Source organism: Microbacterium sp. MYb64 (genome assembly GCF_002979495.1).
GTDB classification, from domain to species: domain Bacteria; phylum Actinomycetota; class Actinomycetes; order Actinomycetales; family Microbacteriaceae; genus Microbacterium; species Microbacterium azadirachtae_A.
On record NZ_PCOW01000025.1, the window covers coordinates 20,109 to 36,297 of the forward strand.

At 69.2% G+C, this 16,189-nt stretch carries 13 protein-coding genes; 6 read left to right on the top strand and 7 right to left on the bottom strand.

The annotated features are described in order from the left end of the window. The first annotated feature begins 78 nt into the window (after nt 1-78). Nucleotides 79-1,131 carry a DNA polymerase III subunit delta gene (gene holA, locus CQ044_RS17120; RefSeq protein ID WP_105689615.1) on the top strand — a complete coding sequence of 351 codons (1,053 nt, stop codon included), beginning with the start codon at nt 79-81 and terminating at the stop codon, nt 1,129-1,131. Between the two features lie 524 nt (nt 1,132-1,655). Here holA and rpsT read toward each other — a convergent pair. Then, nucleotides 1,656-1,916: a 30S ribosomal protein S20 gene (gene rpsT / locus CQ044_RS17125; RefSeq protein ID WP_045270507.1), complete on the bottom strand. Its 261-nt coding sequence runs from the start codon at nt 1,914-1,916 to the stop codon at nt 1,656-1,658. Nucleotides 1,917-2,184: 268 nt separating this feature from the next. Here rpsT and CQ044_RS17130 point away from each other — a divergent pair, with 268 nt between their 5' ends. Next, the gene (locus CQ044_RS17130) at nt 2,185-3,540 is read left to right on the top strand and encodes a GH1 family beta-glucosidase (protein WP_105689592.1); all 1,356 of its coding nucleotides are present in this window, start codon (nt 2,185-2,187) and stop codon (nt 3,538-3,540) included. Continuing rightward, nucleotides 3,537-4,829, top strand: coding sequence for an MFS transporter (locus tag CQ044_RS17135; protein WP_258133356.1), 1,293 nt, complete (start codon nt 3,537-3,539; stop codon nt 4,827-4,829). Before CQ044_RS17130 ends, CQ044_RS17135 begins: the two co-directional genes overlap by 4 nt. On the opposite strand, the gene CQ044_RS17140 is transcribed toward CQ044_RS17135, so the two are convergent. From CQ044_RS17140 to CQ044_RS17160, 5 genes are all read right to left on the bottom strand, one after another. Then, nucleotides 4,780-5,520 carry an alpha/beta fold hydrolase gene (locus CQ044_RS17140; RefSeq protein ID WP_105689593.1) on the bottom strand — a complete coding sequence of 247 codons (741 nt, stop codon included), beginning with the start codon at nt 5,518-5,520 and terminating at the stop codon, nt 4,780-4,782. The genes CQ044_RS17135 and CQ044_RS17140 overlap by 50 nt on opposite strands. A gap of 109 nt (nt 5,521-5,629) precedes the next feature. Further along, the gene (locus CQ044_RS17145; protein WP_105689594.1) at nt 5,630-7,336 is read right to left on the bottom strand and encodes an ABC transporter family substrate-binding protein; all 1,707 of its coding nucleotides are present in this window, start codon (nt 7,334-7,336) and stop codon (nt 5,630-5,632) included. 102 nt (nt 7,337-7,438) lie between these two features. After that, the gene (locus CQ044_RS17150) at nt 7,439-9,493 is read right to left on the bottom strand and encodes an ABC transporter ATP-binding protein (RefSeq protein WP_105689595.1); all 2,055 of its coding nucleotides are present in this window, start codon (nt 9,491-9,493) and stop codon (nt 7,439-7,441) included. Beyond that, complete coding sequence (locus tag CQ044_RS17155; protein WP_105689596.1) at nt 9,490-10,410, bottom strand: ABC transporter permease; 921 nt, start codon at nt 10,408-10,410, stop codon at nt 9,490-9,492. Before CQ044_RS17155 ends, CQ044_RS17150 begins: the two co-directional genes overlap by 4 nt. 1 nt (nt 10,411) lies before the next feature. Further along, nucleotides 10,412-11,395, bottom strand: a complete 984-nt coding sequence (locus tag CQ044_RS17160) for an ABC transporter permease (protein ID WP_105689597.1) — start codon at nt 11,393-11,395, stop codon at nt 10,412-10,414. A 347-nt stretch (nt 11,396-11,742) separates the two neighbouring features. Between CQ044_RS17160 and lepA the strand changes: the two genes are divergently transcribed. Next, on the top strand, nt 11,743-13,623 hold the full coding sequence (lepA, locus tag CQ044_RS17165) for a translation elongation factor 4 (protein ID WP_105689598.1): 1,881 nt from the start codon (nt 11,743-11,745) through the stop codon (nt 13,621-13,623). Nucleotides 13,624-13,632: 9 nt separating this feature from the next. On the opposite strand, the gene CQ044_RS17170 is transcribed toward lepA, so the two are convergent. After that, the gene (locus tag CQ044_RS17170) at nt 13,633-14,454 is read right to left on the bottom strand and encodes a LysR family transcriptional regulator (protein ID WP_105689599.1); all 822 of its coding nucleotides are present in this window, start codon (nt 14,452-14,454) and stop codon (nt 13,633-13,635) included. A gap of 97 nt (nt 14,455-14,551) precedes the next feature. On the opposite strand from CQ044_RS17170, the gene CQ044_RS17175 reads away from it, so the two are divergent. Then, nucleotides 14,552-15,487 (top strand): DMT family transporter, encoded by a 936-nt coding sequence (locus CQ044_RS17175; RefSeq protein WP_105689600.1) that lies wholly within the window; start codon nt 14,552-14,554, stop codon nt 15,485-15,487. A 46-nt stretch (nt 15,488-15,533) separates the two neighbouring features. After that, nucleotides 15,534-16,184 carry a DUF1990 family protein gene (locus tag CQ044_RS17180; protein WP_045270496.1) on the top strand — a complete coding sequence of 217 codons (651 nt, stop codon included), beginning with the start codon at nt 15,534-15,536 and terminating at the stop codon, nt 16,182-16,184. The last annotated feature ends 5 nt before the right edge of the window (nt 16,185-16,189 follow it).

Consider the following 16,189-nt stretch of genomic DNA (forward strand, 5'->3'; position numbering starts at 1 on the left):
TTTCGGACGCTGACCGGAAAGGTACGTCTCCGACCAGGAGGCACGGTGAACGTCCGCGACCGCCGGTACGCTGGATCCATGCCCGCACCGCGCTCGTCCTCCGCCGCACGACGGGGAGGCAAGGCGACGAACATTCCGCAGGTGTCGTGGCGTGAGCCTCGGCCGGCGCCGATCGTCCTGGTGTCGGGGCCGGAGGAGATCTGCGCGGAGCGCGCGATCGCGGGGGTACGCACCTACCTGCGCACCGAGGACCCGGCGCTCGAGGTCAGCGACCTGCGCGCCGACGACTACGAGGGCGGCAGCCTGCTCGCGCTCGCCTCGCCGTCGCTGTTCGGCGAACCGCGCCTGCTGCGTATCTCCGGGGTCGAACGCTGCACCGATGCCTTCCTCGCCGAGGCCGTCGCGTACCTCGAGCACCCGCAGGAGGGGGCGACGGTCGTGCTGCGGCACACCGGGGCGACCGTGCGCGGCAAGAAGCTGCTCGACGCGATCCGTGCGGGCGCCGGCGGCGGGATCGAGATCGCCTGCCCCGCCATCAAGCGCGATGACGAGAAGGCCGACTTCGCCGCGGGGGAGTTCCGCGCCGCCGGCCGCCGGATCCAGCCACAGGCGCTGCGGGCGCTGGTCTCCGCCTTCTCCGACGACATCACCGAGCTCGCGGCCGCATGCCAGCAGCTCATCAACGACGTGCAGGGCGATGTCACGCCCGACGTCGTCGAGCGCTACTACGGGGGGCGCGTCGAGGTCTCCGCCTTCGTCGTAGCCGACACGGCCATCGCCGGACGCCTGGGCGATGCGCTCATCGCGCTCCGGCACGCGCTGGCCTCCGGCGCGGATCCGGTGCCGATGGTCGCGGCGTTCGCGATGAAGCTGCGGTCGATGGCGCGGGTGGCCGGATCCAGGGAGTCCAATGCGGCTCTCGCGTCCCGGCTCGGGATGAAGGACTGGCAGGTGGACCGCGCCCGACGCGACCTGAGCGGATGGAACGAGCGCAGTCTGGGTCTCGCGATCCAGGCCACCGCGCGTGCGGACGCCGACGTCAAGGGTGCGGCCCGCGACCCGATCTTCGCGCTCGAGCGCATGATCACCGTGATCGCGACCCGCGCGCCCTACGGAGAGTCCGTCCGCTGACGCCTGTGCGGGTGCGCTCTCGCCGGTTCGGGTGCGCTCTCGCTCACGTTCGGGGCGTGTTCTCACGTTTTGGGGCGCGCCCGGCCACGAATCCGTGGCGGCACGCGCCCCAAACCGGAGAAGTGCGCCCCGAACCGGGGTTCCGGAGCCAGAGCCCCGAGCCGGATCCGCACGCGGGGAGCACCCTGGCCCAGGGGAGTGTCCTGGCCCAGGGGTGCTCTAGCCCGGGGGGAGTGCTCTAGCCCGGGGGCGTGCAGCGCCGGAGAGCGCCTCGAACGGTTCGGGGCGCGTTCTCGCGTTTTGGGGCGCGCCTGACCACGAATCCGCGGCGGCACGCGCCCCAAAACGGAGAAGTGCGCCCCGAACGAGCTCAATCCGGACGACGGCGACGCCCACGACGGCGACGCCCACGACGGCGACGCGCACGAGGGAGACGCGGATGGCTGCGACCAGGACGAGGCCGCCGGGAACGATGAAGGCCCGCTCCCCGGAGGGAACGGGCCTTCGTCAGAGTCGGATCCGGCTCAGAGAGCGGAGACCTGCTTCGCGATCGACGACTTGCGGTTCGCGGCCTGGTTCGAGTGGATGACACCCTTGCTGACGGCCTTGTCGAGCTTCTTCGACGCCGTCTTCAGCGCGGCCTCGGCGGCGGCCTTGTCGCCACCGGCGATGGCCTTGCGGGTGTTGCGGACGGCGGTCTTCAGCTCGCTCTTGACGGCCTTGTTGCGCTCGTGCGCCTTCTCGTTGGTCTTGTTGCGCTTGATCTGCGACTTGATGTTCGCCACGGATGGAACCTTCGTTCGAGTGATGGATGGTCATGCCGGCCTGGCGGTAGAGGGGCGCCTCCGGCAGCGTGCAGGGGTGGGACCTGGCACGCAAGCCAATCACCGATCTTATCAGGGATCCGACCTGATGCCGAACCGGCGGATCCGGGCCCGGCGGGTTCGGCATGATCGTGAGACGCGGTCTCGTTCCTCATGACACGGCGTCGCGTCCGGGGCGAGGCATCGGTGTAGGGTGTGCACGCTGGCGAAGGACCCGAAGGAGTCGTCCATGCCCGAATCCGTCACCGCTGACGTGCCCCCGCTCGATCGCGCGCTGCTGCGCCGACTGCGCTTCTCGGCCGCGACGGCGGCGTTCCAGATCGAGGGGGCGAGGGATGAGGACGGACGTGGCAGGTCGATCTGGGACGACTTCGTCGAGACCCCCGGCCGCGTGCGCGACGGCAGCACCGCGGATCCCGGCCCTGACAGCTACCACCGCGCCGACGAGGATGTCGCGCTACTGGCGCGGCTCGGCGTCGACGAGTACCGGTTCTCGATGTCATGGGTGCGCGTGCTCCCCGACGGACGTCCGAGTCCCCAGGGCCTCGCCTACTACGACCGCCTCGTCGATCGCCTCCTCGACGCCGGGATCACGCCGACGCCGACGCTGTACCACTGGGATCTGCCCTCCCGTCTGGAGGAGGCCGGCGGCTGGCTGAACCGCTCGACCGCGGAGCGGTTCGCGCAGTACACCGAGGTGGTCGCCGACGCGCTCGGCGACCGGGTCCGGCAGTGGTACACGATCAACGAACCGGTCTCCACGACGCTCCAGGGCTACGCGATCGGCGAGCTCGCGCCGGGGCGCGCGCTGCTCTTCGACGCGCTGCCGACCGTGCACCATCAGCTGCTCGCGCACGGGTACGCGGCGCGGATCCTGCATGCGCGCGGGGCGACCAGCGTCGGCATCGTGAACAACCACACCCAGGTGCTGCCCGCATCCGACACCGAGGCCGACCAGCAGGCCGCGTACCTCTACGACCTCATCCACAACAGGATGTACGCGGATCCCGTGCTGCTCGGCCGCTATCCCGATCTGGAGCCGCTCGGCGTCGCGCTGCCGGTGCGGGACGGCGATCTCGCGCTCATCAGCGCACCCTGCGAGCTGTACGGGGTGAACTACTACAACCCGACCACGGTGGCGGCGAGCGCGGGACCGGTTCCCTTCGAGGTCGTCCCGACGCCCGGCGCTCCCGTCACCGGATTCGGCCCCCTGTGGCCGATCGTGCCGGAGGCGCTGACCGCGTTCCTCGTCGACGCGAGGGAGCGCTACGGCGCGGCACTGCCGCCGGTGGTGATCGCGGAGAACGGCGCGTCCTTCCCTGAGCCCGACCACGTGGACGCTCCGATCGATGACACGGCGCGCATCTCCTATCTGCACGGCCATATCGCCGCGGTGCTCGCGGCGATGCGCGCCGGGGTGCGGATCGACGCGTACACGGTGTGGTCGCTCCTGGACAACTTCGAGTGGGCTGACGGGTACACGCAGCGCTTCGGGCTCGTCCACGTCGACATGGTCACGGGGCAGCGCACCCCGAAGGCCTCCTACGCCTGGTATCGCGCGCTCATCGAGGAGGCCCGCTCGTGACCGAACACTCCGGTACCCCCACCGCGATCGCGGGGAAGCGGGTCGGCCCGCTCTGGATGACACTGTTCACCCTCGCGTGGCTCGCGATCTGGACCGTCCAGCTCACGCCGATCCAGCTCCTGCTGCCGCTGCAGCTCGACACCGGCGCCCCGGGCGAGAACTGGATCGCCGGCGTCGTCTGGGCGGGCGTCGTGCTGTTGGTGGGTGGCCTCGTCGGTATCATCGCCGCTCCCGTGTCGGGTCGCTGGTCCGATCGCACCCGCTCGAGATGGGGCCGCCGGAGGCCCTGGGCGATCGGCGGATCTCTGGTCGCGGCCGTCGGACTGGTGCTCACGGGCCTGGTGGCGGGCCCCGTCGCCGTCGGCGGCGCCTGGATCGTGGTCTCGGTCGGGGTCTCGGTCGCCTCCGCGGCGCTCACGGCGATGATCGCGGATCAGCTCACCACCCAGCGCGGTGCGGCGTCCGCCGCCGCGAGCTCGGCGCAGGCGGTCGGCATCGTGGTCGGCGTGGGCGCCGTCGTGCTGATCGGGCTCAACGTGGAGCAGTCGTACTTCCTGCTCGCCGCGATCATCGCGGTGATCGGGTCCGGCACCGCGCTGCTGCTGCCGGACTCTGCGGCGCACGAGCTCGCCCTTCCGGCTCCGCGCACCGCCGCCCGCACGGCATCGTGGCGGGATCGCGACTTCCTGTGGCTGCTCATCAGCCGCTTCGTGGTGAACATCGGCAACGCCTTCGGCACTTCGCTGCTGCTGTTCTTCCTGCTCTACGGCGTCCGGGTCCCATCGGCCGCGGCGCAGGACGACCTGCTCGTCCTGATCGTGATCTACACGGTCTTCGTCGTGATCGCCTCGATCATCGCCGGCATCCTCTCCGACCGCCCTTCGACGAGTCCGCTGCGCCGTCGCCGCACCATCACCGCGGTCTCCGTGGTCGTGCAGGCGATCTCCGGCGTGGTGATCCTGATCAGCCCCTCGTTCGAGATGACCGCCGTCGCGGCCGCGATCATGGGTGCGGGCTACGGCGCGTACATGGCCGTGAGCCTGGCGTTCGCGACGGACCTGCTGAAGGATCCGGACGACCACGCCCGCGACCTCGGGCTCGTCAACGTCTCCGCGCAGCTCGGGCAGCTGCTGGGGCCGCTGCTCGGGGCGGGACTCGTCGCCCTGGTGGGCGGGTTCTGGCTGCTCTTCGGCGCCGCGGCCGTGCTCTCGGTCGTGGGCGCGGCGATGACCTATGCGGTCAGGGCGTCGTCTCCAGCGTCGCCAGCGCCAGCTGCAGTACCGCGTTGAACACCCGGGGCCGCATCGCGGTCACGAGGTGCGTCGTGCGGGGCACGATGATGAACTCGGCCTCCGGTGCGAGCCGGCGGTACAGCGTCTCGTGCGTGCGGAGCTGGTCGAACTGTCCGTTCACGAACCACGTCGGAACCCGGATCCGAGGAACCGCGGAGACCAGATCCAGCTCGGCGAGCGAGCGCAGCGCCTCGTCCTGCGCCGACACGGCGTAGCCGCCGGCGCCGAAGTCCTCGCGCGTCGAGGCGGGGAGCGTCGCGTCCAGCACCTGCCGGCTCAGCCACATCCCGCGATCCGGCATCGCGTTCAGCGCGCCCGCCAGCATGCGATAGGCGGCGAGCCCCGCGCCGCGGGGGAGCGCGGTGCACGAGGCGCCGATGAAGCCGGCGATCGGCGGCGCGGGAACTGCTCCGGCGTACGCGGTCGACAGCAGCCCGCCCATCGAGTGCCCGACCAGCAGCACCGGTCCGTCGGCGGCCCGCACCGCGGCGTCGATCGTGCGCATCGCCTCGTCGAGCGAGAACGGCTCGTCCCTGCGCGTGCCGTGGCCGGGCAGATCGACGGCGATCGCGGGGTTGCCGCGCGCGGTGAGGAAATCCTCCTGCGCGCGCCACATCGTCGCAGAGGTGCGGATCCCGTGCACGAGCACGACCGAGACCGGCGGAACCGAATCGGGGGAGCGGCGCATGCGCGTCAGTCTAGGCGCGGACGGTATCCGCCTGGCCGGGAAGGGAGTCCGCCGACGACGAAGCGGGGCCGGTGGCGAACCACCGACCCCGCTCCGGAACAACGGGTGCTTACTTCTCCCAGCCCACGTTCTCCACCGGCTGCACGCCGTAGAGGTCGAGACCCACGTAGGTCTCCGGGGTCAGGTTGGCGAGGCCCTTCTTGACGGCCATGATCTCGGGACCGTTGTAGAGCGGGATGACGCCCCAGGTCTCCTTGATGATCTCCGGCTCGAGCTTCATCGCCGCAGCGGTCCACGCGTCAGCCGTGGTCTGCGACTCGACGTCGCTCTTGATCTTGTCGTCGATCGCCTTGGTGCTGGTGCCCGAAAGGTTCAGCTGGCTGTCCGAGCAGTACATCTGGCAGAACCAGGCCGGACCGAACGGGTCCGAATCCGTGAAGCGCAGGCTCACGGCGTCCCAGTTCTTCGTGGTCAGGTCGGTCGAGAAGTTCGCGGACGGGCGCGTCTCGATCTTCAGGTCGATGCCGACCGCCTTCTCCTGCTGCTGCAGCGCCTTGGCGAGGGCGGCCTGGACAGGGCTGTCGCTGAAGACCGGGTACGTGACGGACAGCTTGACGCCGTCCTTCTCGCGGATGCCGTCCGAACCGGCCTTCCAGCCGGCGTCGTCGAGCATCTTCTTGGCCGCATCGACGTCGAACTTCAGGCCGGCGGCCTTGAAGGTGTCCTCATAGCCCTTCTGGAAGGAGTAGAGGGTCAGCGAGCCGGCGGTCGGCTCGCTGTAGTTCAGGCCGTTCCAGGCGATCTTCTTCTGCTGGTCGATGTCGATCGCCGAGAAGAAGGCCTGGCGCACCTTCGGGTCCTTCAGCTGCGGCTTGTCACCGTCGAGCATGACGATCGTCTTCGCGGTCTGCTGCGCGCGACGGATCACAGTGTCCTTGACGCCCTGGACCTGCTTGACGGCGTCGGCGGAGCCGGTCTCGACCTGGTCGAGCTCGCCGTTCTTGTAGGCGTTCAGCGAAGCCGCCCGATCCATGCCGGCGAAGGTGACCTTGTCGAGCATGGGCTTGTCGCCCCACCACTTCTCGTTCGGCTCGAAGGTGACCTTCTGGCCGTTCACGTCGTAGTTGGTGAGCTTGTACGGGCCGGCGCCCCACTCGGGGTGCGCGTTGCCGTTGAACGCGTCGTTGAAGAGCTCAGGCGTGTTCACCTTGGGGTGCAGGATGCCGGTGAGGAACGGCATGGCGGGCCAGGCGAACTCACGGTTGAACGTCACGATGACGTCCTTGTCGGTCGCGCCCTTGGTGACGGATTCGATGTCCTTGTAACCGTCGGTCGCGTTCGCCTTGAAGTCCGGGTTGGATCCGTTGTTGTCCTTCCAGGTGGTCTCGAACGCAGTCCAGTCGATCGGGGTGCCGTCGTTCCAGACCGCCTTGTCGTTCACCTTGATCGTGACGACGGTCTTGCCGTCCTTGACCGAGGTGTCCCACTTGTCGATGTAGGCGGGGTTCGCCTTGACGGTGCCGTCCGGATCCATGAGGAAGACCTGCGGCATGTACCACGCGGCCAGGCGCGAGGTGTCCGCGGACGCGTCGCCGCTGAACGAGTTCATCTGCGGCGGGACCTCGGCGGTCCAGAAGTGAGCCTCTCCACCCTGCTTGAGGTTCTCACGCGGCTGCGGGTTGTAGTCCGCGGTCTTGGTCTCGGCCGGCTTGTCGCCGCCGTTGTTCGAGCCTCCGGTCGCCGAGCAACCGCTGATGGCGATCGCCAGCGCGCCGCCGAGGGCGACAACGCCCCACAGCTTGTGCAGCTTCTTCATGGTTCTCCTTCTATTGCCTTTCGGCTCTTTTGGGGACAGACACAGTTAACCGGCACGAACCAGATTCGCCGGAGGCGGCCCGATACCGTTATTGATTCGATGTCAACGGAAATGGCACGCGTTGGCGTGCGCATCGGATCCCTTGAGGGCCGGCGCCTCGGTCTCGCAGCGAGACTGCTGCTCCGGCGGAAGCATCTTGTACAGCGGGCAGCGCGAGGTGAACGAGCAGCCGTCACGACGGTCCGTCGGGCTCGGCAGGTCTCCCTGCAGCACGATCCGCTCACGCGTGCGCTCGATGTCGGGATCCGGCACCGGGATGGCCGAGAGCAGCGCCTGCGTGTACGGGTGCTGGGGGTTGTCGAAGATCGCGTCCACGTCGCCGTGCTCGACGAACTCGCCGAGGTACATGACGCCGACGCGGTCGGCGATGTGCCGCACGACCGAGAGATCGTGCGCGACGAAGAGATACGACAGGCCGAGCTTGACCTTGAGCTCGTCGAGCAGGTTGATCACGCCGGCCTGGATCGACACGTCGAGGGCGGACACCGGCTCGTCCAGGACCACGATCTTCGGATTGGTCGCGAGCGCCCTGGCGATGCCGATGCGCTGACGCTGACCACCGGAAAAGGCGCCGGGGAACCGGCTCGCATGCGCCGGATCGAGGCCCACGAGGTCCATGAGCTCGTCCACCCGCGCATCGGCCTCCGCCCGCGGCACGCCGATCGCGCGCAGCGGCTCGGCGATGACGTCCGCCACGGTGAGACGCGGGTCGAGGGCGCCCATCGGGTCCTGGAACACGATCTGCAGATCGCGACGCACGGCGCGCTCAGCCTTGCCGCCGTGCAGCGACGACACGGGCGTGCCCGCGATCGTGATCTCGCCGTCGGCCTGCGCGACGAGATCCATGATCTGCAGCAGGGTCGTGGTCTTGCCGCAGCCGGACTCGCCGACGATGGCCATGGTCTCGCCCTCGCGGATGTCGAAGGTGAGGCCCTTGACCGCGTGCACCTCGCCGACCTTGCGCTTGAGGAAGGCGCCCTTGGTCAGCGGGAACGTCTTCTGCATGTTCCGGACGTCGAGCGTGACGGGCCGGTCCTCTCGGGGCACGCGGTCCAGCGCGCTCGTCGGGAGCTCGGGCACGGGGTACACTGGCGCTCCGCCGATCATCCCGTCCTCGATCTCGTCCGCGCGGACGCAGGCGACCAGGTGCGCGCCGCCCTCGGCCGTCGCGATCGGACGCAGCTCTGGTTCGCGGACCCGGCACGCCTCGGTCGCGATCGGGCACCGTGCCACGAACGGGCACTCGTCCGGCAGGTTCACCAGGAGCGGGGGATTGCCCTTGATCGGCACCAGCGGGGTCTTCTCCGCCTTGTCCACGCGGGGGATCGCCCCCAGGAGCCCGATCGAGTACGGCATCCGCGTCTCGTGGAACAGCTCGCGCACAGGCGCCTGCTCGACGGGCTTGCCGGCGTACATCACCAGCACGTCGTCGGCGGTCTTCGCCACCACGCCCATGTCGTGCGTGATCATGATGACCGCGGCACCGGTCTCGCGCTGCGCCGTGGCGATGAGATCGAGGATCTGCGCCTGGATCGTGACGTCGAGCGCTGTGGTGGGCTCATCCGCGATGATCAGCTTCGGATTGTTCGCCATCGCGATCGCGATGACGACGCGCTGGCGCATCCCGCCCGAGAACTCGTGCGGGAACGACTTCAGTCGTCGCTCCGGGGTCGGGATGCCGACCATGCGGAGCAGCTCGATGGCGCGCGCGGTGGCATCCGCATGCGACATGCTGCGGTGCACCGTGAGCGCCTCGACGAGCTGATCGCCGATCGTGTAGACGGGCGTGAGCGAGGTCAGCGGATCCTGGAAGATCATCGCGATCCCGTTGCCGCGCAGCGCGGACAGCTCCTTGTCGCCCTTTCCGACGAGCTCGGTGCCGTCGAACATGATCGAGCCGGAGACCTTGGCGTTGTCGTCGAGCAGCCCCATGATCGCGAGCGACGTGACGGACTTGCCGGATCCGGACTCGCCCACGATGCTGAGCGTGCGACCGGGTTCGAGGTCGAAGGAGACGCCGCGGACGGCGTCGACGCGGCCGGCCTCGGAGGCGAAGCTGACATGCAGGTCGCGGACGGAGAGAAGAGGAGCGGTCATGCGCGGCCTCCTGCCGCCGAGGTGGGATCGAGCGCATCGCGCAGACCGTCGGCGATGAGCGCCATCGAGACGGTGAGCAGGGTCAGCGCGAGCGCAGGGAAGTAGAAGGTCCACGGAGCGCTGGAGAGCGAGTTCGCGCCGATGCCGATGAGGGATCCGAGCGAGACGTCGGGGATCTTCACGCCGAACCCGATGAAGGACAGGCCCGTCTCGGTGATGACGGCGCCGACGACGCCGAGCGTGAAGTTGATCACCAGCAGCGAGCCGATGTTGGGCAGCAGGTGGCGGAGCACGATCTTCATGCCCGGTACGCCCATGTAGCGCGCGGCGTGCACGTACTCGCGCTCGCGCAGCGAGAGCGCCATCGTCCAGATGACCCGCGCGGGGAAGAACCAGCTGATGAAGATCATCGCCGCCGAGATCACGCGCCAGTCGCCGCCCGCGTTGGAGGACACCAGGGCGAGGATCAGGAACGTCGGCACGACCATGAGGAAGTGGATGATCAGGAGGATGATGCGCTCGGTCGTGCCGCCGAAGTAGGCGGCAGCGGTGCCGACGATCGCGGAGATCACCGTGGTGCCGATCGAGACCGTGAGTGCGATCATCAGCGAGCGCTGCAGGCCCACCGCGGTCTGTGCGAACAGGTCGCCGCCGTCGGCAGCGGTGCCGAACCAGTGGGTGCCGTCGGGCGGGGTGCCGAGCGCCAGGAAGTCGAGCTCGCTGAAGCTGAACTGCGCGATGAGCGGCCCCACGACGGCGAAGAGCACGAGGAAGGCGAAGACGAACACGCCCCAGACCGCGGGGCGGTTGCGCACGAAGCGGCGGTAGTAGAGCCGGAACGTGCCGATGCGCTTGCGCGGGATGCGCGCGGCGGTGGTGTCGGGCCCGACAGGGGGCTGGATGGTTGCGGAAGTCATGTCAGCTCACCCTCACTCGCGGATCGAGGACCACCACGGCGACGTCGGCGAGGATCGCGCCGATCGCCGTGAGCACGGCGGTGAAGGCGGCGATGGCCACCACTCCGTGCACGTCGTTCGTGCCGATGGTCTGCACGAAGTACCGGCCCATGCCGTTCCACGCGAAGATCGTCTCGGTCAGCACGGCACCGGTGAAGACGGTCGGGATGCTGAACGCCAGCTGCGTCGCGACCGGGATCAGGGATGTGCGCAGCGCGTGCTTGCGGATCGCCTGCTGCTTGGTGAGGCCCTTCGCCCGTGCGGTGCGCACGTAGTCGGCCTTGATGTTGTCCAGCAGCAGCGAGCGCTGCAGGAAGTGATAGCTCGAGTAGCCGATGAACACGAGCGCGATCGTCGGCAGGATGAGGTGCTGCAGCGAATCGATCAGCACCGGGAAGAAGCCCGTCACACCGTCGCTCGAGGCGCCGGTGACGTAGAAGAGACGGAAGCCGAGCAGGTCGTTGATCGCGATCGCGCCGAGGACGATGCCGAGGGCCGCGACGATGATCGGGATGTTCATCGTGACGATCGAGATGCCCTGCCAGACGCGGTCCGCGACCTTGTACTGCCGCGATGCGGTGTAGACGCCGACCGCGATGCCGAGCACGGCCGCGATGATCGTCGCGCCGAGCACGAGTTCGCCCGAGACCCACATGCGGTAGGCGATCTGGCCGTTCACCGACTGGCCGGTCGGGCTCACCCCCCAGTTCCAGTGCAGGACGATGTCCGTGAACCAGCCCCACCAGCGCTGGATCAGCGGCACGGTGTCGCTGAGGTGGCGGGGTTCGAGGAGGCGATTGATCTGGTCCTCGCTCAGCGGAGGGCGACGTCCGACGTAGTTGCTGCGGGGATCGAGGAAGGCCCACGCGAGGAAGTACGTGACATTGGTCGCCACCACGATCATGAGGAGCCAGCCGAGAGCTCGGCGCAGCAGGTACTTGATCAAGATGGTGTTCTCTCTCTTGTCACAGACACCGCGCGGGATCTCCGACGCAGCGCTGGGCCGTTGCCATATCAACACGACCCGAAACCGGTGACACGGTGCTCCCTCCCACGCAACGCGGGACGGAGTGCTGTCGCCGCTGACACCCGGTTCCGGGGCGCGGCAACTTCGCGAGACTATCACCGGCCGGGCGCGATGGGGGATGAGGCAAGCCTCACTCCGCGTGCCGCGAGGGCGGTGAAGGCGGCGCGGGGTGGCCGTGCCGGGCGCTCCCGTAGAATCGTCGGGATACCCGGTTCACTCCGGGCCAGCCCGATCCGTTCGCCGGACCCCGCATCGTTCAGGACCCCATGTCACCTCGCGCCCTCACTCCGCTGCAGCCGTCCGTCACGCCCCCGCAGCAGATCCGCAACTTCTGCATCATCGCCCACATCGATCACGGCAAGTCGACCCTTGCAGACCGGATGCTCCAGATCACCGGCGTGGTGTCGGATCGCGACATGCGCGCCCAGTATCTCGACCGCATGGACATCGAGCGCGAGCGCGGCATCACGATCAAGAGCCAGGCCGTGCGCATGCCGTGGGCCGTCAAATCGCCGGTTGCTGAGCGAGCGGAGCGAGACGAAGTATTCGCGCTGAACATGATCGACACGCCAGGGCACGTCGACTTCACGTATGAGGTGTCCCGCTCGCTCGCGGCCTGCGAGGGCGCGATCCTCCTCGTCGACGCCGCGCAGGGCATCGAGGCGCAGACGCTCGCGAACCTGTACCTGGCGCTCGAGAACGACCTCACGATCATCCCGGTGCTGAACAAGATCGACCTTCCCGCGGCCGAGCCCGAGAAGTACGCGAAGGAGCTGGCCGATCTCATCGGCGGCAGCCCCGACGACGTGCTGCGCGTCTCCGGCAAGACCGGCGTCGGCGTCGAGGACCTGCTCGACCGCCTCGTGCAGGAGATCCCGGCCCCGGTCGGCGACGCGGACGCCCCCGCCCGCGCCATGATCTTCGACTCCGTGTACGACGCCTATCGCGGCGTCGTCACCTATGTGCGCATGGTGGACGGCAAGCTCTCGCCGCGCGAGCGGATCCAGATGATGTCCACGGGCGCCAACCACGAGTTGCTCGAGATCGGCGTCTCCAGCCCGGAGCCCGTGCCGGGCAAGGGCCTGGGCGTCGGCGAGGTGGGCTACCTCATCACCGGCGTGAAGGACGTCCGTCAGTCCAAGGTCGGCGACACGATCACGACCGCACGCAAGCCCGCGACCGATGCGCTGGCGGGCTACACCGACCCGAAGCCGATGGTGTTCAGCGGCATCTACCCGATCGACGGCAGCGACTATGCGGAGCTGCGCGAGGCGCTCGACAAGCTCAAGCTCTCCGATGCGTCCCTGCAGTACGAGCCGGAGACCTCGGTCGCGCTCGGCTTCGGGTTCCGCTGCGGATTCCTGGGCCTGCTGCACCTGGAGATCATCACCGAGCGGCTGTCGCGCGAGTTCGGGCTGGACCTGATCACGACCGCTCCGAGCGTGATCTACGAGGTCCTCACCTCCGACACGGGGGAGACGGTCACCGTCACGAACCCCAGCGAGTACCCGGACGGGCGGATCGGATCCGTCTCCGAGCCGATGGTGAAGGCGGCGATCCTGCTGCCCAAGGACTACGTCGGCACCGTGATGGAGCTGTGCCAGTCCCGTCGCGGATCGCTGCTGGGCATGGAGTACTTCTCCGAGGAGCGCGTCGAGCTGCGCTACATGATCCCGCTCGGCGAGATCGTGTTCGACTTCTTCGACCAGCTGAAGTCGAAGACGCAGGGCTACGCCTCGCTGGACTACGAGCCCGCGGGTTCCCAGGAGGCGGACCTGGTCAAGGTCGACATCCTGCTGCAGGGCGACAAGGTCGACGCGTTCAGCTCGATCGTGCACCGCGACAAGGCCTACGCCTACGGCACGATGATGGCCGAGCGGCTGCGCAAGCTCATCCCGCGGCAGCAGTTCGAGGTGCCGATCCAGGCTGCGATCGGCGCCCGCATCATCGCCCGCGAGACGATCCGCGCCATCCGCAAGGACGTGCTCGCGAAGTGCTACGGCGGCGACATCACGCGCAAGCGCAAGCTCCTCGAGAAGCAGAAGGAGGGCAAGAAGCGCATGAAGATGGTCGGTCGCGTCGAGGTCCCCCAGGAGGCGTTCATCGCCGCGCTCTCGGGAGACGTCGAGAGCAAGGACAAGAAGTAGGCGGCAGCCTCAGACGCCCGCGACGGCTCGGCGCAGTTCCTCGACGAGGGCGTTGCGCGTGTCCGCGGGGATGCGCTCCGAGGCGACCATCGTCAGCGGCAGCGGCGGGGGAGCAGGCAGGTCGAGCTCGCGGAGCTGCGACTCGGTCCGGTGGAACGCCGGCAGCGCCGTGATCCCCGCACCGGAGCGCACGGTCGCGAGCACGCTGGACAGGTCGAGGCATTCGCGCACGACCGTGCGCCGCTCGCCCGCAGGGGCAGCGAGGATCGCATCGCGCAGGGTGCACGGCGGTGAGAAGACGACGAGTCCGGCGTCGGAGGCGACTCCGGCCGCACCGAACCAGGCGAGCGGGACCGGGCCGATGTCGATGCGCCCTGGCCCGAGGTCGCCGTAGCCCAGGACGATGTCGGCGGTGTGCGCGCGGACGAACCGGCGCAGGCTGTCGGTGCGGTGGAACCGGAACCGGACTCGCCGCTCGGGGTGGCGGACGGAGAGCACCCTGGTCACCGTCTGCAGGACCGAGGCGTTGGCCATGTCGGTCGATGCGACCACGATGTCGTCCCCTGGTGTCCCGACGATCCGGTCGAGGGCCTCGTCGTGCAGAGCGACGATGCGGTGCGCGTCCCTGACGAGCGACTCACCGGCGACGGTGAATGCGATGCTGCGACCGCGTCGCTCGACGAGGGGCAGCCCCAGCGTCCCCTCGAGGCGCCGCAGGTGCGCCGAGACCGTGGGCTGCGAGAGGTGCAGCGCGGAGGCCGCCCGGCCGACGCCCGCGAACGCGGCGACGGCGATGAGGCTGCGCAGCTCCGCGATCTCCATGCTGCTCATGGATCCATCCTGCGCCACCGGGGCGAGCTCACCTGCTATCCATCAGGATTCGCGATGAGACGCGTCGAATGACGCGGCGAGCGGCGAATCTGGCGACATGACCAGAACGACCATCGCCGCCTCCGCGTGCACCATGGTGACGCTCTACGCGGTGAACTACGCGCTGACCTCGCTCGCCCTGCGCACGATGAGCCCTTTCCTGCTGCTCCTGCTGCGCTTCGGGCTCTCCGTGCTCGTGCTGCTCGCGGTGTGCGCGCTGCTCCGCACGCCCATCCCGCGGGGTCGTCTCCTTGCGGTCGCGGCCGGCGCGGGGCTGCTGTCGCAGGCGGGGCAGTTCGTCGGCACCTACTGGGCGCTCGGGCACGGCGTCGGCGCGGGGTTCACGGCTCTCGTGATCGCGATGAACCCGGTCGTCACCGCGCTGCTGTCCCGGCTGATCCTGCGTCGGCGCGCCTCGCGCCGTGCTCTGCTGTCGACCGCGCTGGGAGCGGCGGCGGTGATCGTCGCGTGCCTGCCGATCGTGCTCGCAGATCCGCGGATCGGGCCGGTGATCCTGGCTGTGGGCGGATCGCTCGTGGCGGTCTCACTGGGGGCGCTCTGGCAGGGGCGGTCGCTGCGCGAGGTCCACCCCGCGATGTTCACCCTGATCGGCGTCGTGGTCTCCACGCCCGTCGCAGGCGCGCTCGCGCTGACGGAGCCCGCGCGTCCTCCTTCCGGCTTCGCATCCTGGGCGCTCCTCGGCGGGATCGTCGCGATCGGCCTGGGCGGCACCGTCCTGTACTCGGCTCTCGTGCGCGCCGTCGGCGCCGACGCGGCGTCGATCCTGTTCAGCGTGATCCCCGCGGCCACGGCCGTCGCGGCGCTGATCGTGCTGGGGGAGCCGCTCTCCGTGGCCGGCGTGATCGGGCTCGTGCTCGGGGCGGCGGCCTCGGTGCTGCGACTCGGCGATGATCGCCCTCCGGCGGCGGATCCGATCGCCGAGGACCCGGCGCCCGACTCGCGCGCGCCCGCGCGAGCAGCATCCCAGCCTTAGGAGAACCTGGATGAGTCCTTCGGGCTCGGCCAGTAGTCTGGTTGTCATGCGTCGCGGGACATTCCGAGAAGGAACGGTGGACTATGCCGCCGTGGGGGCGACCCACGCGCCCGACCTGATGCAGTATCCGCCGGAGCGCAGCGTCCCCGCGGAGGAGTCCTGGCGGCTCGGCAGCGGCGAGGAGCGGTTCCGCACCGCCGGCGACGCGCTGCTCTCCTGGACGGCGCAGCGTGCGGCAGGGCTTCAGCTCACCGACGTGCGCCCGGCCTCGACCCCCGGATACGCCGGGGTCAGCTTCGACGCCGAGGGCGCTCCGATCGCCCCGAGCCATACCGAGGTCGAGCCGCGCTACGACGAGGACGGCACGCCCTGGGCGGGGCCGGGGATGACCCTCAAGCTGCATGGACGGGTCTCGGGCATGCGCGCGGACGCCGAACTGCGGGTGATCTCGGTGACCGAGCAGACGCACCGGATCGGCTTCGTGCTGGGTACGGTCGCCGGATCCGTCGTGAGCGGCGAGGAGTCGTTCGACATCGAGTGGAACGACGCCGACGAGGTGTGGTTCACCGTGCGCGCCTTCGACCGCCCGAACAGCTTCCTGTATCGCAGCTTCCCGTACCTGGTGAAGCGCCGCCGGCGCGAGCTGTTCGCACGGTATCTGCGCGCGATCTCCCCGCTGTACGCGACGCCCGTCTGATGGTC